This window comes from Afipia sp. P52-10 (assembly GCF_000516555.1).
Lineage (GTDB): Bacteria > Pseudomonadota > Alphaproteobacteria > Rhizobiales > Xanthobacteraceae > P52-10.
In genome coordinates this window covers 1,148,204-1,169,709 of record NZ_AZSJ01000007.1, presented here as the reverse complement: position 1 = coordinate 1,169,709, position 21,506 = coordinate 1,148,204, and the positions used below count along the sequence as shown (strand labels likewise).

The following is a 21,506-nucleotide window of genomic DNA, read 5'->3' as shown; positions in this document are numbered from 1 at the left end:
CCGGTCAAGCGAAAACGGGCGCACGCGTCATTGACGGTATCGGCCGCGGGTGTCGAATGATTCAGCCCCACAACGTGGTTAAGTGAAACGGTCAAGCTCATGTCAAACATGAGCAGGCTGCGACATCGGCACGCGCCGTCTTGCGGGACGCCGAGCGTTGCTCCATCATCAGTGAACCAAAACGACGCTGCGCTGTTTCTTGTTATGCAAGAATGTGACCGCGTCCGGCCGGCGCGGTCGCCTGAAAGGGAGGCGACGATGACCGTTCGTGCAATTTTGGATGTGAAAGGCCGCCAGGTCGTGAGCATCGGAGTGGATGCGACCGTCGGATCGGTGGTGGCGCTGCTGGCCGAGCGGCGGATCGGCGCCGTGCTGGTGATGGCCGACGAGCGGATGGAAGGCATCGTATCCGAACGCGACATTGTCCGTGTGCTGGCGGAACGAGGCGCCAAGGTGCTCGACGAGCCGGTGCGCGCGCTGATGACGACGCGGGTCATGACTTGCCGCAAGGCCGATACGGTCGCCTCGGTGATGGAGAAGATGACCGACGGCAAGTTCCGCCACCTGCCGGTGATCGAGGACGGGCGCGTCGTCGGCATCGTCTCGATTGGCGACGTGGTCAAGCATCGTCTGTCGGAGTTTGAACACGAGCAGGAAGCCCTGCGCGACTATATCAAGACCGCGTAGCGATCTGTTCGTCTCGCGTTGCGCCAAGGCGTTTCAGTGCCGCGCCGAAAGCACGCGCGGCGGGCCCGAGCGGCGCATCGATCCGATGGGCGAGATAGGCCTCCATCGTCACTTCGCTGTCCCGCCCGAGTGCGGCCGTCGCCAGGCGCACGAGACGTCCCTCCGCCAGATCCCGCGCGGCCTGCCAGAGCGGCAGGCGGCCCCAGCCGAGGCCAGCAACGATCATTGCCTGTTTGGTGTCCTGGCTGCTGACGCGGAGCGTCTGCGGAGAGATCACGCCGAAATCGCGACCCTCGGTGAGCGGCGACGGATCGGACTGGACGATCTGCAGGTGATCGGCGAGATCGGCGGCGCCAAGCGCATCGGGCTCGGTTCGTGCGGCAAGCGGATGCCGCGCGCTGACGACCGCGACTATCGGCACGGACAGCAGCGCCTCGCGCGCGACGCGCGGATCGCGCAGCTCTTCGCCGACGACGATGCCGAGCGCGTAGTGCCGCTGCAGCAGGCCGTTGACGGGACCGCCCAGCGGTTCGACCGCGAGCCGGATCGCCACCGACGGGTAATGCGCACGCATCTCGTTCAGCGCCGCGCCGACCAGCGCCAGCGGAAACAGTGTGTCCACCACGAGCGGCAGTTCGAGCTCGACGCCTTCGCCGAGGCCTTTGGCGCGAGCCCGCATCGCATCGACGCGCAGCAGAATGTCGCGCACGTTGGCCAGCAAGGCGCGCCCTTCCGGCGTCAGCACCGGGCGATGGCCGGTTCGGTCGAACAGGGTCAGGCCGAGTTCGGCCTCCATGTTGGCGATCGCATGGCTGACGGCCGATTGCACTCGCGACAGTCGACCGGCGGCCGCGCGGAAGCTGCCGCTGTCGGCAACGGCGGCGAACACCCGCATCTGGTCTAGCGTCAGGGCGTCCAACATGATCGCTTTGATCGATCGTTTCGATGCAAATTATATCACTATGATCGATCGTCGGAAGCCATCAGACTGTCGTCGCATGACAATGGGATTTCCGATGGGCGCTGGTGCTGAACGGGATGCGTCGCTGCGGATGAATGTCGCCGGTGGTGCTGCGCTGGGGAGGCGTCGGTGATGGTCATGACGCCGTCGCTTGCGCGGCCTCGCACGGCTTGGGTCGCGGTCGGCACGGTGGTCGGCGCCGGTGTGACGGCGGCCTTGCAGGTCGGCAAGGCGGCGATTGCCGCACCGCTGCTGCAAGCCGATCTTGGTCTCGATCTTGCCGCGGTCGGCTGGATCACCGCAATCTTTGCCGTGCTCGGTGTCGTCGGCGGCGTACCTGCCGGTGCGGTAACGGCGCGCCTCGGGGATCGGCGGGTGCTGCTTGCGGGTCTTGTGGCGATCGCGTTGGGAGCTGCGGTCGGCGGCGGCGCCACCACCTTCACGGTCCTGCTCGGCTCGCGGGTGATCGAAGGGCTGGGCTTTCTGATGATCGCGGTGTCGGGACCAGCGGTGCTGCAGCGGATCGTCGCCGCGGGCGATCGCGATCTCGCCTTCGCGCTCTGGAGCTGCTTCATGCCGGCCGGCATGGCGCTGGCGATGCTGACGGTGCCGCTCGCGGCGAGCTGGCAGGTCTATTGGTGGTGCAGCGGCGCGCTGGCGGCGCTGAGCGCCGTCGGCATCGCGGTGAGTGTAGCAGGAGCAGACAGCCGTACGAGGTTCGTCTGGCGCGCTTTGGTGAAGGACGCATGGGCGACGCTGCGCGTCGGGCCGGCGCTGCTCGCCGTGTCGTTCGCGCTCTACAGCCTGATGTTCTTTGCACTGTTCAGTTTCCTGCCGGTGCTGCTGATGCAGCGGATGGCGGTGTCGTTGACCGCTGCGGGCTTCTTGAGCGCGCTCGCCACCGCTGCGAATATCGCCGGCAATCTGATCGCGGGCGTGCTGCTCTCGCGCGGCGCGAGCCGCACGACCCTGATCGGCATTGCCTGCGCGGTCATGAGTCTCGCGGCGCTCGGAATTTTCATCCCGGTGCTGCCGCCGCTCGGCGCCCTCCTGTTGTGCGTGGTGTTCTCCGGCGTGGGAGGCATGCTGCCGGCGACGATCGTTGCGACGACGCCGATGCTGGCGCCGGCGGAGCGGCTTGTGCCGGTCGCCGTCGGACTCGTGATGCAGGGCAGCAACCTCGGTCAGGTGATCGGTCCTGTGGCGGTTGGCGGTGCGATCGACCGGTTCGGCTGGCCGTCGGCCGCGGCGATCGTTGTGGCCGCAGGCGCTGCGGGTTTCGTCGTATCGCTGCTGTTGCGCAAGGTGCTGCGCGGGCCATGAGACGCCCGGTCGCGAATGAAGCACTCGCGCGTTAGCCGGCTGCCTGTTGCTGCTCGCCAGTGTCGCCGTTGTCCTTCGGCGCGTCCGTCTCCGCCGGATCGGTTGCGGCAACGTAATCGGGCGCGAGGATCGCGATCGCTTCTTCGATCGATTCGATGGTGCGCTCGGCTGCGCGCTGGCCGTGCGCGATGGTTTCCTCCGCACGGTGGAACTCGAACCAGCCGATCTTGCCGACGCGCGGCGAGATCAGGACATCGGGCGGGTCGCCGGCCAAGCGGGCACGGGTGATGCGGTCCTGCATGATGTTGAACGCTTCCACCATCACCGTGGAGATGCCGGGCCGGCTGACACTGCCGAAGAATTCGCGCTTCATCGTCCGTTCGGCGGAGAAGAATTTGCTGAAGCCGGTCTTCGCAGTCTCGGGGGGAAATTCCTCCTCGAGCGCGACATCGGGCGGGGTACCGTAAGATGCGATCGTTCCACCGTGACCGAAGCTGTCGGCGCTGAGATTGACCGCGATGACGATCTCGGCGCCGAGCGCGCGCGCCGTCGAGACTGGCACGGGATTGACCAGCGCGCCGTCCACCAGCCAGCGGTCGCCGACCATCACAGGCGAAAAGATTCCGGGCAGGGCGTAGGACGCGCGCAAGGCATCCACCAGCCGCCCATGTGTCAGCCAGATCTCGTGGCCGGTGGTGATTTCAGTGGCGATGGCGGCAAATTTCGCCGGGAGGTCCTCGATCAGGCGACGGCCCATCGCTTGCTCCAGCTCGGCCGCGAGTCGGCCGCCGCCGATCAGGCCGGAGCCGTTGAGCTGAATGTCGAGATAGCTGAACACGCTGCGCGGCTGCAGGCTTCGCGCCCACGTCTCGAACTCGTCGAGGTGGCCGGCGGCATAGGCGCCGCCGACAGCCGCGCCGATCGAGGTGCCGACGACGATGTCCGGAGTGATGCCGCGCGCCAAGAGCGTGCGCAGGATGCCGATATGCGCGAAGCCGCGCGCAGCGCCGCCACCGAGCGCAAGCCCGATCACCGGACGGCGCGATGGACCAAGACCGACCTTGTTCTTGGGCGCGCCGTTCTTTTGCCTGAACCAGTTCTCAAGCACGCTGAAGCCCTGCCTCGTATCTCGTTGCCGTTGCGAGTGTCGCAATGCCCTGAGAAAATAGGAATTGCTCGTACCGGTTCCAATATCCCGGCCAAGTAACCTATTCGTTGCCGCCTTGCAGTTTGTCCACACCACTATCAGTGCGCGCCACGGCAAAGCTATGGCAAGGACGGCTGCTCGGGTCCGCACAGGCTTGAATTTGCCGCGTTTTCGGTCGAGAAGCGGGTGATGATCGGGGCGGCAATATCAGCGAACGAGCGGTTCGGGCGGTCAGCCGGGCGAATCGGTGTCTATGTACGGTTTGGGCCGCTGTGGCTCGCCGGTGCGCTCGCCTTGGCGGTCCCCGCGCAGGCGCAGATTTTCGGGGAGTCCCCGCCGCCGGTGCCGCCGGCCGCGGTCCCGATGCCAGATATCGGCGGCGCCGCCAATCTTGCGCCGTCCTCCGGGGCGGCCGCCGCGCCGGCCCTGCCGCAATCGATCCTGGCGCCGCCGGGGGCTGCGCCCGCGCCGGTTCCGTCCGCATCCGCGCCGGCTGGTGCCGCAACCCCGCCCGCGAACCCGCAGCAGGCCGTGCTCGCGCTCAGCGCCAAGTTCGGCAAGGATCTGCCCGCCGTCACCGGCGGGGTGATCTGGCGGATTTATGCCGACAGGCCGGATCCGAGCGGCGTCTTCCGTCTGGTGCGGGAGGAGCGCTCACCGACGCCGAACATCGTGCTGCCGCCGGGGAGCTACGTCGTGCATGCGAGCCTCGGGCTTGCCAGCGCCGTTCGCCCGGTGACGCTGCGCCAGGATACGATGCGGGAGTCCTTCGAAATTCCGGCGGGTGGCTTGCGCATCGAGGGCCGCGTCGGCACCACCCGCATTCCATCCGGGCAGGTGACCTTCAACATCTATAAGGGCAGCCAGTTCGACGCCGAGGAGAAAACGCCGATCGCGCAGAACGTTCCCTCCGGTGATATCGCGCTGATCCCCGAGGGCAACTACTACATCATCTCCAACTACGGCGACGGCAACTCGGTCGTGCGCTCGGACATCCGCGTGCAGGCGGGCAAGCTGACCGACGTGACCGTCACCCATCGCGCTGCGCTGATCGTGCTGAAACTCGTCTCCGAGCGCGGCGGCGAGGCGCTCGCCAACACGTCGTGGTCGGTGCTGACGCCGGGCGGCGACATCGTCAAGGAATCGATCGGCGCGTTTCCGCGCGTGGTCCTGGCCGAGGGCCAGTATCGCGCAATCGCCCGAAACGAGGGCCGCGTGTTCGAACGCAACTTCGACGTCGTCAACGGCGTCGATGGCGAAATCGAAGTGCTGTCGAAGTGATCACTTGGATTGATCCGGCCTCCGTCTTCCGCCGGTAACCATCGCTCATCTTAAAAGTGTCATAATGCGGCTCGGCTGCACTCATGCAGTAGCCCTTTACCTTGCCTTAACGCCGGAACCAAACATTGCGCGCTGACCGATTGGGTACTGGGGATGCGTGTTATGGTGTCGGCGTTGCGTCGCAAGCCGTCGGTTCAGCCGCCTGTGCTGGACGATATGTCTCTGCTGCAGCGGAAGTGGAGGGCTGCGCTGAAGCCCGGTGTGGCGTTGCCTCCGTTCGAAGAGGTGATGCTCGGCAGTCTCGGGCGGGTGAGCGATCATCTCTTTCTGGTGAACTATGACCTTGGCCTTGCCGAGGGGATCACACGCGCCGGGCGTTACGTGCGCGACTGGGCGGACGCGGCCGACGACGAGCCGATCGCATTGCCGCTCGACACCAGCATCGCCGTCACCGAGGCGGTCGGCCACGCGTTGCAGGTGGGACAGCCGCATCATGCGATCGCGCACCGGGTGCGAGGCGGCCTGGTCGAGACCTACGACATTTTGGCGCTGCCGATGGCGTGCCGCTGGAGCGGCCCGCTGGCTGCGGTGTATGTGAAGGAGCGCGGCACCCGCTACAACCTGATCGACGCGATCTTCGGTTCGACCAGCGAGGGCATTCTGGCGCTGGCGGCGTTGCGCGACTCGCACGGCCGCACGGTCGATTTCCAGATCCTCGATCTGAACAAGGGGGCCTGCCACCTGTTGCGCAGCCGGATGGACGAATTGCGATTCCGGCGGATCGGCGATGGCCATCCGATCCTGTCCAAGCCGGAGGTGGCCGAACGGATGCAGAGCGTGCTCGAGACCGGCAGCCGCCAGCAGTTCGAGGTGACCGTGCCGAAAGGCGAGGGACTCTCCTATCTGCAAATCAGCGTCGGCGCGATCGGCGATCTGCTCGCGGCGACATTGACCGATATCACCGACGTCAAGCGGCGGGAGCAGTCGTTCCGCCTGTTGTTCGATCACAACCCGATGCCGATGTGGGTGTTTGACGCGACGACGCATCGCTTCCTCAGCGTCAATGACGCTGCGGTCAGTCACTACGGCTACAGCCGCGACGGCTTCCTGACGATGCGCTTGCAGGATATCTGGCCGCGCGACGAGTGGGAGACGCACCTCGCGGCGATCAACGAGTTCGGCGACGTCTACCAGTCATCGCGGAGCTGGCGTCATGTGAAGGCCGATGGCAGCGAGATCGAGGTGCTGACGCGCGGCCGCCGCATCGCCTTCGACAATCGCGATGCCTTCCTGGTGACGGCGGTGGACATCACCGACCGCAAGAAGGCCGAGGCGCGGATCGCGCACATGGCCCATCACGACGCGCTGACCGACCTGCCGAACCGCGTGCTCTATCGCGAGCGGCTGGAAGCCGCGCTCGCACGCGCGCATGCGCAGAGCAGCGTCGCCGTGCTTTGCGTCGATCTCGATCTGTTCAAGAACGTCAACGACTCGTTCGGCCATTCGATGGGCGATCAGTTGCTCCGCTGCGTGGCCGAGCGTCTGCGGCAGTCGTTGCGGGAAAGCGAGCTGGTCGCGCGCATCGGCGGCGACGAGTTCGCGATCATCCTCGACAAGGTGCAGGGCGCGAACGATGTCAGCGCCCGCGCCGCCGCGCTGATCGAAATCCTCAGCGAGCGCTACCTGATCGACGGCGTTGAGCTCGTGATCGGTGCCAGCATCGGCGTTGCGCTTGCGCCGGGGGATGGTGACAGTGCGGACCAACTCCTGCGCAACGCCGACATGGCGCTCTATCGCGCGAAGTCGGAAGGCCGCGGCTCGCATCACTTCTTCGAGGTCGACATGGATCATCAGGCCCAGCGCCGCCGCACGATGGAGGCGGATCTGCGCCAAGCGCTGGCGCGTAGCGAATTCGAGTTGCACTATCAGCCGCTGATCGATCTGGCCGCCGGGCAGATCACGGGATTTGAATCGCTGCTGCGCTGGCGGCATCCGGTGCACGGCATGATCTCGCCCGGCGACTTCATCCCGATTGCGGAAGACATCGGCCTGATCGTGCCGATCGGCGAATGGATCCTGCGCGAGGCCTGCACCGAGGCGACGCATTGGCCTGCGTCCGTGAAGGTCGCGGTCAACCTATCGCCGGCACAATTCCGCAGCCGCAATCTGGTGCAGACGGTCGTCAGCGCGCTGGCGCATTCCGGTCTCGAACCGAAGCGGCTCGAACTGGAGATCACCGAGTCGGTGCTGCTGGCGGAGACCGAAACCAACCTTGCGACGCTGCATCAGATCCGCGCGCTCGGTGTCAGTATTTCGATGGACGATTTCGGCACCGGCTATTCATCGCTGAGCTACCTGCGCAGCTTTCCGTTCGACAAGATCAAGATCGATCGTTCCTTCGTCAGCGAAGTCACCGAGCGGCCCGATTGCGTAGCGATTATCCGTGCGATCTCGGGCCTCGGCCGCAGCCTCGGCATCACCACCACCGCAGAGGGCGTCGAGACCACGGCGCAGCTCGATTGCTTGCGCAACGAAGGCTGCATGGAAGTTCAAGGTTTCCTGTTCAGCCCGGCGCGGCCGGCATCCGAGGCGCGGCAACTCATTGCAAGGTTCGGCGCCCACAGCGCATCACAGGCCGCTTGAGCGGCGCGGCCGAGGCGCTGCAGGCTAACGTCTGATCCGGAAAAGTGTGTAGCGGTTTTCCGAATGGATCATGCTTAAACAATGAGCTAAAGCGCGCGAGGATGATTCATCTCAATCTCATCGCGCTTTAGAACCGCGTGACGATGTCGGCGAGCTTGGGCCTGTCGCGATCTTCGACCGGCCGGGTCGAACGGCCGATATGCACGAAGCCTGCCATTTTCTCGTCCGGTGCAAGGCCGAGGGCGTCTAGCGCTGTGCGGTCGAACGCGATCCAGCCGGTGAGCCAGTTCGCCACATAGCCGAGCGCGTTCGCCGCGATGATGAGGTTCATCACGCTGGCGCCGGCCGACAGCTCCTGCTCCCAGAGCGGGATCTTCACATGCGGCTTGGCGCGGCTGACCACGGCGATGACCAGCGGTGCATGCAGGAACCGCTTGCGTTCCACATCGATCTGGTCCGCGGTCGCCTGCGGGTTCTTGTCCTTGAAGATCGCAGCGAAAATCTCGCCCGCCTTCGCCCGCGCCTCGCCCTCGAACACGATGAAACGCCAGGGCACCAGCTTGCCGTGATCCGGCACACGGGCGCCGAGCATCATGATGGTTTCGAGTTCGGCGGGCGAGGGGCCGGGGCCGGCCATCTCCATCGGCTTGACCGAACGGCGGGTTTTCAGAAGGTCGATGATGTCGGGCATGCCGGGTCCAAACGAATGATGAGCGTCAGGCGCTGATATCGGCACGGTCCTCGCGAAGGCAAGGGTGCCTTGTTTGGCAAAGCTCTAAATTGGAACGCCATCTCGCGCCGGCATGCCGGCGCGAGAGAGGATCGTTTTAGGCGAGGTCGCGGAGCCGCCTCACGTCCGGCGGGGTTGCTTCCTCGACCAGCGCCTTCAGCGCCTCGTTGAGCGGCATCACCTGCTGACGCTCCGAGCCGAGGCGGCGGATCGACACCGTGTGCTGCTCGGCTTCCTTCTTGCCGACCACCAGCAGCGCCGGAATCTTCGCCAGCGAGTGCTCGCGCACCTTGTAATTGATCTTCTCGTTGCGAAGATCGATCTCGGTGCGCAGGCCGGCGCGGCGAGCCGCCGCCAGCACCTTCTTGGCGTACTCGTCGCCTTCGGAGGTGATGGTGGTGACGACCGCTTGCGTCGGCGCAAGCCAGAGCGGGAAGTTGCCCGCATAGTGCTCGATCAGGATGCCGAGGAAGCGTTCCATCGAGCCGCAGATCGCCCGATGCACCATCACCGGCGGCTTCTTCGAACCATCGGCGTCGATGTAGAACGCGCCGAACCGCTCCGGCAGGTTGAAATCCACCTGCGTCGTGCCGCACTGCCAGTCACGGCCGATCGCGTCACGCAGCACGTATTCGAACTTCGGTCCGTAGAACGCGCCTTCGCCCGGATTGATCGCAGTCTTGATGCGGCCGCCCGACTGCGCCTCGATCTGCGACAGCACAGTGGCCATCACGCGCTCGGCGTGATCCCACATCTCGTCGGTGCCGACGCGTTTCTCGGGGCGAGTCGACAGCTTGACGACGATGTCGCCGAAATCGAAGTCCGAGTAGGTGGACAGGATCAGCTCGTTGATCTTGAGGCATTCCTCGGCAAGCTGCTCCTCGGTGCAGAACACATGCGCGTCGTCCTGGGTGAAGCCGCGCACGCGCATCAGCCCGTGCATCGCGCCCGACGCTTCATAGCGATGGACGATGCCGAACTCGGCCAGGCGCAGGGGCAGGTCGCGATAGCTCTTCAAGCCGTGCTTGAAGATCTGCACATGGCCGGGGCAGTTCATCGGCTTCAGCACGAACCAGCGTTTGTCCTCGGCCTCTTCTCCCGCCGACTGCGCTGCGAACATGTTCTCGCGATACCAGCCCCAGTGGCCGGAGGTCTCCCACAATTCCTTGTCGAGGATCTGCGGCGCGTTCACCTCGTCGTAGTCGCCGGCGAGCCGGCGGCGCATGTAGGCAACCAGCGCCTGGAACATGGTCCAGCCCTTCGGATGCCAGAACACGACGCCCGGACCTTCCTCCTGGAAGTGGAACAGGTCGAGTTCGCGGCCGAGGCGGCGATGGTCGCGCTTCTCCGCTTCCTCGAGCTGCTTAAGGTAGGCGTCGAGGTCGTCCTGCTTTGCGAAGGCGGTGCCATAGATGCGCGTCAGCATCGGATTGTTGCTGTCGCCGCGCCAATAGGCGCCTGCCACCTTCATCAGCTTGAAGGCGTTGCCGACCTTGCCGGTCGAGGTCATGTGCGGGCCGCGGCAGAGATCGAACCAGTCGCCCTGCTTGTAGATGCGGATGGTCTGATCTTCCGGAATGGCGTCGACCAGCTCGACCTTGAACAGCTCGCCCTTGTCCTTGAAGACCTGCTTGGTCTGGTCGCGGGTCCAGATCTCCTTGGTGAACGGCGCATCGCGGGCAATGATCTCGCGCATTTTCTTCTCGATGGCGTCGAAGTCTTCCGGCGTGAACGGCTCGTTGCGGAAGAAGTCGTAGTAGAAGCCGTTCTCGATCACCGGGCCGATGGTGACCTGGGTGCCGGGCCAGAGCGATTGCACCGCCTCCGCCAGGACGTGGGCGCAGTCGTGCCGGATCAATTCCAGCGCGCGCGGATCGTCGCGGTTGACGAATTCGATCGTGGCATCGCGCTCGATCGGATCGGCGAGATCGGTGAGGGTGCCGTCCAGTGCCATCGCCACCGTGCGCTTGGCGAGCGAGGGCGAGATGCCCTTGGCGATATCGAGGCCGGTGGTGTGTCTTGGGAATTCGCGGCGCGCGCCGTCCGGAAAAGTCAGGGTGATCGCGCGCGATTCGACGGGTTTCAGGTTGCTCAGCGTGTACTGGAAGCCCGACGCGGAAACAGGTTTGTCAGCCATATGCATCTCCTTCTGCTCACTCCTGCGAACGGACGCAGGTAAGCGAAGCCGCTGTATAGCAGCGGTTGGAGCCAAAGCAACGGCAAACCAGGCTTCAGGGCTTAGGTCTAAGGCTCTGGGAATGGGCCGAGGGGCGGCCGTGACCAGGTCCGGTCGTGCAGCGTGTTACGCATCTTCCGTCACATCCCGTGGACCGCAGCCATTGCGATGGACGCTGAGGCTGCTTACCTCTGCCGGGCTGTCCCTCCTGAACTTTCAAGACCGAAAGAGCGCGTTTGAACGCCCGTTTTGTCCCCACGGCGTTGCTGCTTGGCAACTTCGTCATTGGCACGAGCATCATGGCCCCCGCGGGCATGCTGAACGAATTGTCGCGCGATCTCGGCGTTGGGATCGGCCAGACGAGCCTGCTGGTTACACTGGGCGCCGCGGTCCTGTGTCTGTGCTCGCCGTTGCTCTCCTGGGCCACGAGCCGGATGGACCGGCGCAAACTGCTCTGCGTTATCCTGCTGGTGGTGATCGTCACGCACCTCGTCTCGACGCTGACGACGTCGTTTGCGGCTGTGCTGTTGCTGCGCCTCGTCATGCTGGCGGCCGCGGCGCCGTTCACGCCGCAAGCCGCCGCGGTCGTCGGCTTGATCGCGCCGGTCGAGCGGCGATCGAGTACGATCGCCTATGTCTTTCTCGGCTGGTCGTTGGCGGCCGCCGCCGGATTGCCGCTGATGACTGCGATCGCCAGCCGGTTCGGCTGGCAGTACGGCTTCGTGGTGATCGCGATCATGGCGGCGGTGAGCTGCGCATTGCTCGCATGGCGGCTTCCGCCCAAGCTGCACACGCCGGCGGTGGACCTGAAGGCGTGGGGCGACTTGTTTCGCAACCGTCTCGTGCAGGTGCTGCTGTTCATCACGATCCTGCAGATGAGCGGGCAGTTCGTGATCTTCACCTTCATCGGTCCGCTGCTGGCGCATTTCACCCAGGCGGATCCGAACGGGATCGGCATTGCTTTTGCGCTCTATGGCATCGGCGGCTTCCTTGGCAACGTCGCGGCGACACAAGTGGTCGGCGGGCTCGGCGCGTTCCGCACGTCGCTGCTGTCGACCCTTTCGGTCGGAACCGGCATCGCCATTTGGGCGGCCAGTGCCGGACACTACGTCTGGATGGTCGCCGGGATCTTCGTCTGGGGGCTTGGTTTTGCTGCAGCCAACTCGATGCAGCAGGCGCGGCTCGTCGCAGCCGCCCCCGCGCAGGCCGGCTCGGCGGTCGCGCTGAACACATCGGCGCTTTATACCGGCCAGGCGATCGGCTCGGCGATCGGCTCAGCCTTGTTCGTGCAGGCCCACTATCTGGCGACCGGTTATGTTGCAGTTGCGATCATGATCGTCGCGCTGGCGTTCATCGCCCGCTCACGCCACGCTTGACCATCGTTGCATGAGGGGTGTCATTCCTCACTGCAAAATTCTCGTGCGCAAGTTTCGATAAATGCGTTGTTGATGCGTCGGTGTGCGATGCATCGTGTGAATGTCTGCGACTGCAAGTGGCGTACATGCGCGATCGATGCTATGGCGTGTGGCGCGCCGCGCGCGCTCAATACTTGACGAGCCTGTCATTTTTGAAGAAGGCACACATTGTCAAATCCGTTCATGCTCACCGCATTGCTGATCGGCAATTTCATCATCGGCACAAGCGTTGTCGCGCCGGCGGGAATTCTCAATGAGTTGTCCGATGGTCTGGACGTCACCATTCGCGAGGCGAGCTATCTGATCGCCTTCGGCTCTGCCGTGCTGTGTATCGGGTCACCGCTGATGTCGTGGCTCACCGGCCGGCTCGACCGCAGGCTCGCGATGGCGGGGGCGATGTTGATCATCGCCGTATGCCATATCGTTTCGGCGTTCGTCTCGACATTCGTGGCGCTATTCGCCATGCGCATGGTGATGTTGCTGGCGGCTGCATTCTTCACGCCGCAGGCGGCAAGCATCGCCGGAATCGCTGCGGCGCCGGAAAAGCGCGCCGGCGCGATCGCCTTTGTCTTCATCGGTTGGTCGTTTGCGATCGCGCTTGGCGTACCGATCGCGACCGCGCTTGCGAGCCGGTTCGGGTGGCCGGCAGCCTATCTGGCGATCGGCTTCGCTGCAGCGGTCAGTTTCTTGCTGCTCGCCACGGCGCTGCCTTCGCATTTCAAGACGCCGCCGGTCGATCTGCAAGCCTGGGCATCGCTGTTCCGTTCGCGCGACATCCTGCTTCTGCTGCTGATCACCGCGATCGTCGCCTGTGCGCAGTACATGATCCTGACATTCATCGCGCCGCTGCTGGTTCTGCTGGGCAACAGCGATGCGGATGGCATCAGCATCGCCATCGGCCTGTTCGGCATCACCGGCATCATCGGCAGCGTCACCGCTGCCCGCATCGTCGGCCCGGTCGGGCCATTCACCACCTCGTTGATCTTCGCCGGCGCGATTGCGATCGGCATGTGCATCTGGTCGGCGGGGGCGCAAATCTATGCGGCGATGCTGACCGGGGTTTTGATCTGGGGGATCGGGTTCTCCGCGATCAACTCGCTCCAGCAGGCGAGGCTGGTGCTCGCGGCTCCGGCGCTCAGTGCCGGCGCGGTGGCGCTGAACACGTCGGTGCTCTATATCGGCCAGGCGATCGGCTCGCTGATCGGGGGCGTGCTGTTCGACCGCGGCCACTATCTCTCGATCGGCTATCTCGCGACGGCGGTGATGGTCGCCAGTCTCGGCGTTCTGTTGATGACGAGGCCACACAACGCTGATGTCAGTGCGGGCGTGTGATGCGAGGATGGTCAGCGACAGCTTTCCTTGCGCTGTTGTTGCTGCCGGCATGTACGGCCTTGCCGCAAGCTTGCGCGCCGCCTGCGCAGGCGATGATCGCCGCCGAACTGATGTTCGGCCGGAAAATTGGCGACCGCATCGGCGTCAGCGATGCGGCCTTCGCCGCCTTCGTCGCGCGCGAGATCACGCCGCGCTTTCCCGACGGTCTGACCGTGATCGATGCGAAGGGACAATGGCGCGACAGCAGCCGCGGCGTCATCGTGCGGGAGCCGAGCAAGCTCGTGCTCATCACCTTCGCCGATGATGCGCGCCGGCGCGCGGACATCGCGGCGATCGTCGATGCATATAAGCAAACGTTCAGCCAACAATCGGTGATGACGTCGCTACGTCCGAGTTGCGTCACGTTCTAAGCGCGAGGAGATCGACCGGATCAAGCCTCAGTGTTTGCAATGTCCGCAGGCGGACGTTGCGTCAGGCGTGGGATCGAGCGGTTTCCACGACCATCGCCCGTAATGCCAGGGCAGGTACCAGCGAGCTGCGGCGGGCAGACGCTGCGGCACATTGTCGATGCCGGATGTTCCCCATGGATGGCAGCGGCAAAGGCGGGCCAGCGTCATCCATCCGCCCGCCCACAGACCGTATCGCGCGAGCGCCTCATCGCCGAAGTGCGAGCAACTCGGCAGATGGCGGCAGTGATGGCCGACGAGGGCCGACAGGGTATATTGATAGGTGCGGATCAGCGCGCGTCCGGCCAGGCTTGGCCCGCGTAACAACAGCGACAGCACGGCGCGAAGAAACATCATGTCGAGCGTACGGTCATCATCCGGTAGTTCCGGCATTGGAACCGGCTCGTCCGGCAACGCCGCAACAGTTCGTAAATATTGCGTGCGTTCGACGCAATGCAGCGAACTTTAACTGGACGCGACTCCTACGGCCAGTTACGATTTTTATGATGTGACTGTGACAGCACCGGCGGGGCCGTGCTGCGGAAATCTTCGCTAGCGTTTATCGGGGTTTGTTGGGGCGGGGAAGGGATTCACTTGGTCTGTAGGTCGCTTGTGATGGGCGGCTGGGTGCGCTTATGCGCCGCAGCATTGTTGCTGACCGCGGTGTTGCCGGCCGTATTCGATGGAGCGGCTCACGCGGCATCCTCGCTCGAAGAGCGAAAGCTGCCGATGAAATTTTCCTGGACTGCGGACGGTGGCTCGCGGGCATGCGAGCCGCACTGCAGGGGCTGGGTTACCGCAACCGGCATTGTCACCGCCGATACCTACCGCGCGTTCGAGGAGTTCGCTGCCGGGCGTGACCTGCGCGGTGCGACGGTCGTGCTGGACTCCGGTGGCGGCTCGGTGCTGGACTCGATCAAGCTCGGTCGGCGCTGGCGCGAGCTGCGGATGTCGACGACGGTCGGCACAGTGGTTGCTCCGCCCGCCGACGGGGCGATTGCTGCGCGTGTCTCGATCGCGCCGGACGCCTCCTGCGAGTCGATGTGCGTGTTCCTGCTGCTGGCCGGCGTGAATCGCTATGTGCCGCCAGGCGCGCATCTGCGCGTGCACCAGATCTGGATGGGGGATCGGGCCGAGGACGCCAAGGCCGCGACCTATTCGGCGGAGGATGTCTTCATCATCGAGCGCGATGTCGGACGGCTCGCCCGGTATACGTTCGAGATGGGCGGGACCGGCGACCTGCTTGAGATCGCACTCAGCGTTCCGCCCTGGAAGCCGTTGCGCGAGCTGACCGCCGCCGAAATCCGCACCAGCAACCTGACCAGCGTTGAAACGCTGGCTGACCTGCTGCCGGGAGTTGCCTCCGTACCGATGGTATCGGTGCCGAAGCCGGTCCAGGATCGCTATGCGGGTGAGCAGCCAAAGACGGCCGAGGTGCAGAAGACGGCGGAGGCAAAAGCTCCGGCGCTGACGGTGAACACCGAAAACAAGTAGCCGGTCGTGATGCAGGCCCGTCGCGCGTGCCTGCAGCCGTTTCGGCGAAAGGCTTTCAGCCTGCGACCGTGCTCGTATCGGCGTCTGACGACGCGCGGGCCTCGATCTTGCCGATCGCATCGACCACCGCATCGAAGGTCAGAAGCGTCGACGCATGACGCGCCTTGTAGTCGCGCACAGGTTCGAGCACGGCGATATCAGCCCACTTGCCGGTCGGCGGCGGGCCGTTTTCCTTCAACATCCGCCGGACGGTCTCGCGCAGGTCGCGCAGCTCCGAGGCGGTGGAGCCGATCACGTTCCGCGCCATGATCGAAGAGGACGCCTGGCCGAGAGCACAGGCCCTTACGTCGTGGGCAAACGCGGTGACCACCGGGCCGTCCATCTTCAGGTCGACCACCACGGTCGAGCCGCAGAGCTTGGAGTGTGCGGTTGCGGTTGCGTCCGGGTCGGCCAGCCGCCCGAGCCGCGGGATGCTGCCGGCCAGCTCGATGATCCGCTTGTTATAGATGTCGTTTATCATGGCTAATGCATAAGACCCGTGCCGGTCCCGCATTGCGGGACGTGCTTCCGGCATTATATAGTCATGGTCTCCCAGGAAAGCATCGGCTGCCAATGCCTCTGGGAACAATAAGCCAGCCCGGGCGCTATCAGGCGCTTGGGTCTATTTTGCGGCGTCCAGCGAACGAAAGAGTCGCTGCGATTGACCGGTGACACTCCGGTCCCACAATGGGGCCGGTCGAACGGAGAGTCGTAATGGATGCCGTGATCAAGCCGCTTCGCGCGGCCGGTGCTGATGCTGAAATGGATGCTTCAAAGAGTGGGAATGCTGCTGCGCGGCCATCCCGCGCCGAGGCCGAGGCCGCCGTCAAGACCCTGCTGTCCTACATCGGCGAGAATACCGCCCGCGAGGGGCTGATCGATACGCCGCGGCGGGTGGTCGAGGCTTATGACGAGCTCTTCCAGGGCTATCAGCAGTCCCCAGATGAACTGCTGGAGCGGACCTTCGGCGAGACCGCCGGCTACGACGATTTCGTGCTGGTGCGGGACATCGGCTTCACCTCCCATTGCGAGCATCACATGATGCCGTTCTACGGCAAGGCGCATATCGCCTATGCGCCGGTGGACCGGGTGGTGGGGCTGTCGAAGCTGGCGCGGCTGGTCGATGTGTTCGCCGCGCGCCTGCAGACCCAGGAGCACCTGACGGCGCAGATCGTCAATGCGATCGAGAAGACCCTGAAGCCGCGCGGTGTCGCGGTCGTCGTCGAGGCCGAGCACACCTGCATGTCGGTGCGTGGCGTCGGCAAGGAGGGTGCCTCCACGCTGACCACGCAGTTCACCGGCGTCTTCCGCGACGACGTTCAGATGCAGGGGCGTTTCCTGAATATGGTACGCGGCCCCGGCCGCTGACCGGTCGGCCTCTGGCCGAGCCTGCTTTCCGTCGTGTTCGAATACGATCCGGGTGGAGCGGAGGAGACGTCCGCGCCCGGCTGGGCGTCGTCGCCCATGAGTTGGATGTCAAATCCGGCGCTCCTCTGAGCTATTGTTGGCACCTGATTCCCTAATCAGTTTGCTGACGGCGTAGCCGCTCGCAAATCTTGAGTTCACGCATCCGATGCGGCGGTGGCCGTTTCGGACCATGCGCCGCTGGAGGCTTCCGTGTCGACCGAACCATCTGCAAAGCAAGCCGACGATTTGGAGGAGGGCGTGGTGCTGCGTCCGCGCTTCGATGCCGCAGGCCTTGTGACCTGCGTCACCACCGACGCTGCGAGCGGCGAGGTGCTGATGGTCGCCTACATGAACGCCGAGGCGCTTCAGAAAACGGTTGAATCCGGTGAGGCCTGGTATTTCAGCCGCTCACGCAAGGCGTTGTGGCATAAAGGTGAGACATCGGGTCACGTTCAGCGCGTGGTCGAGATCCGGATCGATTGCGACCAGGACGCGATCTGGTTGCGGGTCGATCAGACCGGCGGCGCTGCCTGCCACACCGGCCGCCGTTCCTGTTTTTACCGCGCGGTCGTGCCCGGGGCAGGCGGGGCGGATTCGCTCGCGTTCGTCGATGCGGAGCGGCTGTTCGATCCGGACGCGGTGTATGGCAAGGCCGGGCACGGCCACAGCGACGATTAACACTGCGTTAACCATAACGCTTCACTTTGATGACGGTCGAGGAGGTCGGGCGGGCCCCGTGCGTCGCCGCCCATACCTGAACCCAAGCCCGGTCCCATCATGGCGGTCGAAGCGGCCATACCAGTCTCAGCTGCCAACCCGGTGCGCACCGCGCTCGCGGGGACCATCCGGCAGGCCGCCAGCGCAACCGGCGTCAACTTCGGCTATCTCGTCGCAGCTGCGAAGATCGAGTCCAATCTCAACCCGTCCGCCGCCGCCCCATCCTCCTCCGCGCGCGGGCTTTATCAGTTCATCGAGCAGACCTGGCTCGGCACGGTGAAGGAGGCGGGCTCCTACTTCGGCTACAACCGCTACGCTGACGCGATCACCCGCACGCCGTCGGGGCGTTATGAGGTGAGCGATCCGGCGATGCGCAACGAGATCCTGCAGTTGCGCAAGGACCCGGCGGCGAATGCCGCGATGGCCGGCGTGCTGACCCGTTCCAACGGCTCCAAGCTCACCAGCAATCTCGGCCGCAGGCCGAGCGAGGGCGAACTGTACATCGCGCATTTCCTTGGCGCGGGTGGAGCCTCCAGGTTGATTGCGCAGGCCGAGACCAATCCGCAGGCCAATGCAGCGGCGATGTTTCCGCGTGCTGCCGCCGCCAACCGCTCGATCTTCTATGCCAACGACGGCACGCCGCGCACCGCCTCGCAGGTCTACGCCACATTGACCGGGCGATATGCCACAGCCGCACGCTCCGAAGATGCGCGCAGCATGATCGCGGCCGCCGGTGTCGCGCCGCCGACCGGCGGTACGCTGGCTGCGCTCTCGACAAGCACCATGGCGCAGGCGAGCGCCTATGCGCCGGAGGCCTCCGAGGCCGAGAGCCGGCAACGCGGCATCGCCGAGCGCAACGCTCGCTTCAGCTTCCATGCGATGTTTCAGACCGGTGACCGCGCCGAGCCGGTGTCGGCAGCCGTGCGCGAGCTGTGGGCCAACGGCTCCACGTCATCCACCGCCGGCATCGCATCCGACGTGCAGAAGCCAGCGGTCGCGGCTCCGGCGGCCCCCGCAGCATCCGCCGGGCAGAGTCAGCCGCTCGATCTGTTCAGCGATCGCTTCGGCGCATACCGGAGCTGATGGCGGTATCTCCGTGCGGCCGTCCGTTAATCAAACGTCAATCATTCCAAACAGTTATGGTGAACGCTTTGTTAAGCGTCGGCCGCTAGAGTGACGAGAGTTGGCATCGTTGGTCGATGCCGTCACCAGTTGCGTCAAGTGGAATGCCCATGATTGTCCGGCATTTTCTCGGTTGGGTGCGTACGGCTCCGGCGGGCGAGCGGGCGGAAGCGACCCGCGCTTTGGCCCGGGCTTGGCTCTTCTCCGAAATGTCCTCGGACGACGTTGCGGCGACCGAAGGTGCGCTGCTGATGCTGCTGGATGATCCGTCGCCGCTGGTGCGAGAGGCGATGGCGCAGGTGTTCGCTCACAGCAGCGACGCGCCGGCCGCGATCGTGCGGGCGCTGTCCTGCGACCAGCCCTCGGTGGCGCTGCCGATTCTGCAACATTCTCCGCTTTTGATCGACGCCGACCTCGTCGATATCGTCGCCACCGGCAAGCGCGAGGTGCAGTGCGCGATCGCCAGCCGCCGTAATCTGCCGGCGTCGATCTGCGCGGCAATCGCCGAAGTGGGCACGATCGAAGCCTGTCTGGTGCTGATCGAAAATGCCGAGGCGGCGCTCACACCGCTCTCGATCGATCGCATCGTCGAGCGGTTCGGTCATGTCGCGGCGATCCGCGAGCGGCTGCTGGATGGCCGCGAGCTTCCTGCCGCGACGCGCCTCGCTCTGGTTGCCAAGCTGTCGGATCAGCTCAGCCGCTTCGTCACGGCGCGCAACTGGCTGAGCACCGAGCGGGCGGAGATCGTCACCGGCGAAGCGCGTGAGCGCTCGATGGTCAACATCGCGGCGAAGGCGCCGGGCGATGATCTGTGTGTCCTGGTCCGCCACCTGCGCGAGAGCGGCCAGCTGACGGCAGGATTGATCCTGCGGACGCTGCTGTCCGGCAATGCCGACATGTTCGAACTGTCGCTGGTCGAACTGACCGGCATGAACCGCCAGCGGGTGAGTGCGATCCTGCAGGAGCCCGCAGGCGCGAGCCTGACCGCGCTCTTGAGCCGCGCCGGTTTCCCGCCCTCCACCTTCGCAGCCTTCGGTGCGGCGTTGGCAGCGGGCGGCGAGATCGGCTTCGCCGGAACCATCGATGGTGCGACACGGCTGCAGCGACGGATGGTCGAGCGCGTGCTGACGAGCTGCGAACAGGACTCGGAGGCGACGGAAGCGCTGTTGATCCTGCTGCGGCGGTTCGAGACCGAGTCCGCGCGCGAGGAAGCGCGGCTGTTCTGCGATGAATTGGTCGCCGCGCAACACCTCGATCGCGATGCCAGCGATCGTCGCCTGGCCGCCTGAGGCGCCTCTCGCGCGTTCGTCGCGCGAAATGGTGTTCGCTTCGCTCGCAAACGCGCTAGCGGCCAGATCGCGGGTCGTTCAGGGGACGATCATTCGGCCGGAATGATGCTTGGCGCGAGGATCACTTCGAGATGGTCGGGGCGATCCTTGTTGACGGCGGCGAGGAATTCGTCCGCGACGCCGCGCAGCTTCCGCGACAGTTCGCCGGCGACGCTGTCCACGCCGAAACGCCTGTGCTCGCGCACGATCGCCTGGATGGCGTTGACGTGATGCGCGATCAGATCGCCCGGCACCTTGGCGACATCCGGCGCGTGCTCCAGAATCCGGCAGAGGCTTTCCGCCGCCGCCGCGGCGATCGGGTAGCCGAATGTCGCGGCGTCACCCTTGATGTCGTGAGCCGCGCGGAACAGCTCAGCTTGCGTTTCGGCGTTGAAGCCCTGCTTGATGATCGCGGCATGGGCCAGCGCCAGCCGGCTGCATTCCTCCTGCATCCAGCCCTCGAACTCCCCGGACAGCTCGTTCAGCGCCTGTTCGGCGCGGGCGACTGGATCGTCGTGTCCCTGCTCGGAGATGCGCTTCACCGCGCCGTGCAAGGGGTTCGGTTGGCGGATGATCTGATAGTCGGGATAGGTCTCGATCTCGATCTTCGCCTTGCTGGCGTCGCGGCTGCGTCGGCTGTTGGCCATGATGGAATCCTCCGCCAGCGTCAGCTCGACGCCTTGACCTTGTCGAGCAAGGCCTGCTGCTGGATCACCTCGGCCTTGCCGCCCTGGCGGCGTTCGGGGCCGATATAGGTGTTGGTGGTGTTGCGGCGGCGATCCGGGCCGAAATAGTTCTTGGTCTTGATGAAGGGACGAGGACTGACGACGACGTTGATGATGCGCTGATACAGCGCTTTCGCCGAGATCGGTTTGGCCAGGAATTCGGTCACGCCCGCATCGCGGGCCATCATCACCCGCCGCTTGTCCGAATGGCCGGTCAGCATGATGATCGGGGTATAGGGATTGCCGTTGCCGTTGGGCTGGCGGATCATCTGCGTCAGTTCGAGCCCGTCAAAGATCGGCATCGACCAGTCGATGATCAGGATATCCGGCACGTAGTGGATGTACATTTCCAGCGCCGTGGCGCCGTCTTCGGCCTCGTAGGCCTCGCGCGCACCGAACGAGTGCAGCAGCGTGCGCAGGATCCGCCGCATGTGGGCGTTGTCGTCGCAGATCAGAAAACGCAGCTTGTTGAAATCGATCCCGAACATGCCACAGCCCCGCGCGTCCGGAGAGCCGGTACACGATGCATTAAC

Annotated in this window: 20 protein-coding genes; 12 read left to right on the top strand and 8 right to left on the bottom strand. The window is 65.0% G+C overall.

The window, feature by feature from the left end:
• The first annotated feature begins 258 nt into the window (after window positions 1-258).
• The gene (locus tag X566_RS22835; RefSeq protein WP_034472845.1) at window positions 259-687 is read left to right on the top strand and encodes a CBS domain-containing protein; all 429 of its coding nucleotides are present in this window, start codon (window positions 259-261) and stop codon (window positions 685-687) included.
• On the opposite strand, the gene X566_RS22830 is transcribed toward X566_RS22835, so the two are convergent.
• Window positions 674-1,609: a LysR family transcriptional regulator gene (locus tag X566_RS22830; protein WP_034471890.1), complete on the bottom strand. Its 936-nt coding sequence runs from the start codon at window positions 1,607-1,609 to the stop codon at window positions 674-676. The two genes, X566_RS22835 and X566_RS22830, sit on opposite strands and share 14 nt — an antisense overlap.
• A 171-nt stretch (window positions 1,610-1,780) precedes the next feature.
• Here X566_RS22830 and X566_RS22825 point away from each other — a divergent pair, with 171 nt between their 5' ends.
• The gene (locus X566_RS22825) at window positions 1,781-2,971 is read left to right on the top strand and encodes a CynX/NimT family MFS transporter (RefSeq protein WP_051444446.1); all 1,191 of its coding nucleotides are present in this window, start codon (window positions 1,781-1,783) and stop codon (window positions 2,969-2,971) included.
• 31 nt (window positions 2,972-3,002) lie between these two features.
• On the opposite strand, the gene X566_RS22820 is transcribed toward X566_RS22825, so the two are convergent.
• Window positions 3,003-4,079, bottom strand: coding sequence for a patatin-like phospholipase family protein (locus X566_RS22820; RefSeq protein ID WP_051444445.1), 1,077 nt, complete (start codon window positions 4,077-4,079; stop codon window positions 3,003-3,005).
• A gap of 228 nt (window positions 4,080-4,307) precedes the next feature.
• On the opposite strand from X566_RS22820, the gene X566_RS22815 reads away from it, so the two are divergent.
• Complete coding sequence (locus X566_RS22815; RefSeq protein WP_244434857.1) at window positions 4,308-5,399, top strand: hypothetical protein; 1,092 nt, start codon at window positions 4,308-4,310, stop codon at window positions 5,397-5,399.
• A 162-nt stretch (window positions 5,400-5,561) separates the two neighbouring features.
• A complete protein-coding gene (locus X566_RS22810; RefSeq protein WP_152540048.1) occupies window positions 5,562-8,042 on the top strand; it encodes a bifunctional diguanylate cyclase/phosphodiesterase in 2,481 nt (826 codons plus the stop codon).
• 127 nt (window positions 8,043-8,169) lie between these two features.
• Here X566_RS22810 and X566_RS22805 read toward each other — a convergent pair whose 3' ends face one another.
• Both X566_RS22805 and thrS read right to left on the bottom strand, forming a co-directional pair.
• Complete coding sequence (locus tag X566_RS22805; RefSeq protein WP_034471884.1) at window positions 8,170-8,733, bottom strand: nitroreductase; 564 nt, start codon at window positions 8,731-8,733, stop codon at window positions 8,170-8,172.
• Window positions 8,734-8,869: 136 nt separating this feature from the next.
• Window positions 8,870-10,909, bottom strand: coding sequence for a threonine--tRNA ligase (gene thrS, locus X566_RS22800; RefSeq protein ID WP_034471883.1), 2,040 nt, complete (start codon window positions 10,907-10,909; stop codon window positions 8,870-8,872).
• Between the two features lie 275 nt (window positions 10,910-11,184).
• On the opposite strand from thrS, the gene X566_RS22795 reads away from it, so the two are divergent.
• The 3 genes from X566_RS22795 to X566_RS22785 all read left to right on the top strand — a co-directional run bounded on the left by X566_RS22795 (window position 11,185) and on the right by X566_RS22785 (window position 14,105).
• Window positions 11,185-12,324, top strand: a complete 1,140-nt coding sequence (locus tag X566_RS22795) for an MFS transporter (RefSeq protein WP_034471882.1) — start codon at window positions 11,185-11,187, stop codon at window positions 12,322-12,324.
• A 207-nt stretch (window positions 12,325-12,531) separates the two neighbouring features.
• The gene (locus tag X566_RS22790; protein WP_152540031.1) at window positions 12,532-13,695 is read left to right on the top strand and encodes an MFS transporter; all 1,164 of its coding nucleotides are present in this window, start codon (window positions 12,532-12,534) and stop codon (window positions 13,693-13,695) included.
• 59 nt (window positions 13,696-13,754) lie between these two features.
• Window positions 13,755-14,105: a DUF3574 domain-containing protein gene (locus tag X566_RS22785; RefSeq protein WP_244434856.1), complete on the top strand. Its 351-nt coding sequence runs from the start codon at window positions 13,755-13,757 to the stop codon at window positions 14,103-14,105.
• A gap of 27 nt (window positions 14,106-14,132) precedes the next feature.
• Here the strand turns inward: X566_RS22785 and yidD are convergent, their stop codons facing one another.
• Complete coding sequence (gene yidD / locus X566_RS22780) at window positions 14,133-14,498, bottom strand: membrane protein insertion efficiency factor YidD (protein ID WP_051444493.1); 366 nt, start codon at window positions 14,496-14,498, stop codon at window positions 14,133-14,135.
• A gap of 258 nt (window positions 14,499-14,756) precedes the next feature.
• Here yidD and X566_RS22775 point away from each other — a divergent pair, with 258 nt between their 5' ends.
• Window positions 14,757-15,635, top strand: a complete 879-nt coding sequence (locus X566_RS22775; protein WP_051444444.1) for a hypothetical protein — start codon at window positions 14,757-14,759, stop codon at window positions 15,633-15,635.
• A 55-nt stretch (window positions 15,636-15,690) separates the two neighbouring features.
• On the opposite strand, the gene X566_RS22770 is transcribed toward X566_RS22775, so the two are convergent.
• Window positions 15,691-16,155 (bottom strand): iron-sulfur cluster assembly scaffold protein, encoded by a 465-nt coding sequence (locus tag X566_RS22770; RefSeq protein ID WP_034471875.1) that lies wholly within the window; start codon window positions 16,153-16,155, stop codon window positions 15,691-15,693.
• Window positions 16,156-16,388: 233 nt separating this feature from the next.
• Between X566_RS22770 and folE the strand changes: the two genes are divergently transcribed.
• The 4 genes from folE (at window position 16,389) to X566_RS22750 (ending at window position 20,209) form a co-directional block, all read left to right on the top strand.
• Window positions 16,389-17,042 (top strand): GTP cyclohydrolase I FolE, encoded by a 654-nt coding sequence (folE, locus tag X566_RS22765; RefSeq protein ID WP_034471873.1) that lies wholly within the window; start codon window positions 16,389-16,391, stop codon window positions 17,040-17,042.
• Between the two features lie 249 nt (window positions 17,043-17,291).
• Window positions 17,292-17,759 (top strand): phosphoribosyl-AMP cyclohydrolase, encoded by a 468-nt coding sequence (hisI, locus tag X566_RS22760; RefSeq protein ID WP_034472837.1) that lies wholly within the window; start codon window positions 17,292-17,294, stop codon window positions 17,757-17,759.
• Between the two features lie 99 nt (window positions 17,760-17,858).
• Window positions 17,859-18,881, top strand: a complete 1,023-nt coding sequence (locus X566_RS22755) for a transglycosylase SLT domain-containing protein (RefSeq protein ID WP_034471871.1) — start codon at window positions 17,859-17,861, stop codon at window positions 18,879-18,881.
• A gap of 149 nt (window positions 18,882-19,030) precedes the next feature.
• Entirely contained in the window at window positions 19,031-20,209 is a 1,179-nt protein-coding gene (locus X566_RS22750) for a DUF2336 domain-containing protein (protein ID WP_034471869.1), read from the top strand.
• An 89-nt stretch (window positions 20,210-20,298) separates the two neighbouring features.
• Here X566_RS22750 and X566_RS22745 read toward each other — a convergent pair whose 3' ends face one another.
• Entirely contained in the window at window positions 20,299-20,895 is a 597-nt protein-coding gene (locus X566_RS22745) for an Hpt domain-containing protein (protein WP_034471867.1), read from the bottom strand.
• A gap of 20 nt (window positions 20,896-20,915) precedes the next feature.
• Window positions 20,916-21,461 (bottom strand): response regulator, encoded by a 546-nt coding sequence (locus X566_RS22740; protein WP_034471864.1) that lies wholly within the window; start codon window positions 21,459-21,461, stop codon window positions 20,916-20,918.
• Between the last annotated feature and the right edge of the window lie 45 nt (window positions 21,462-21,506).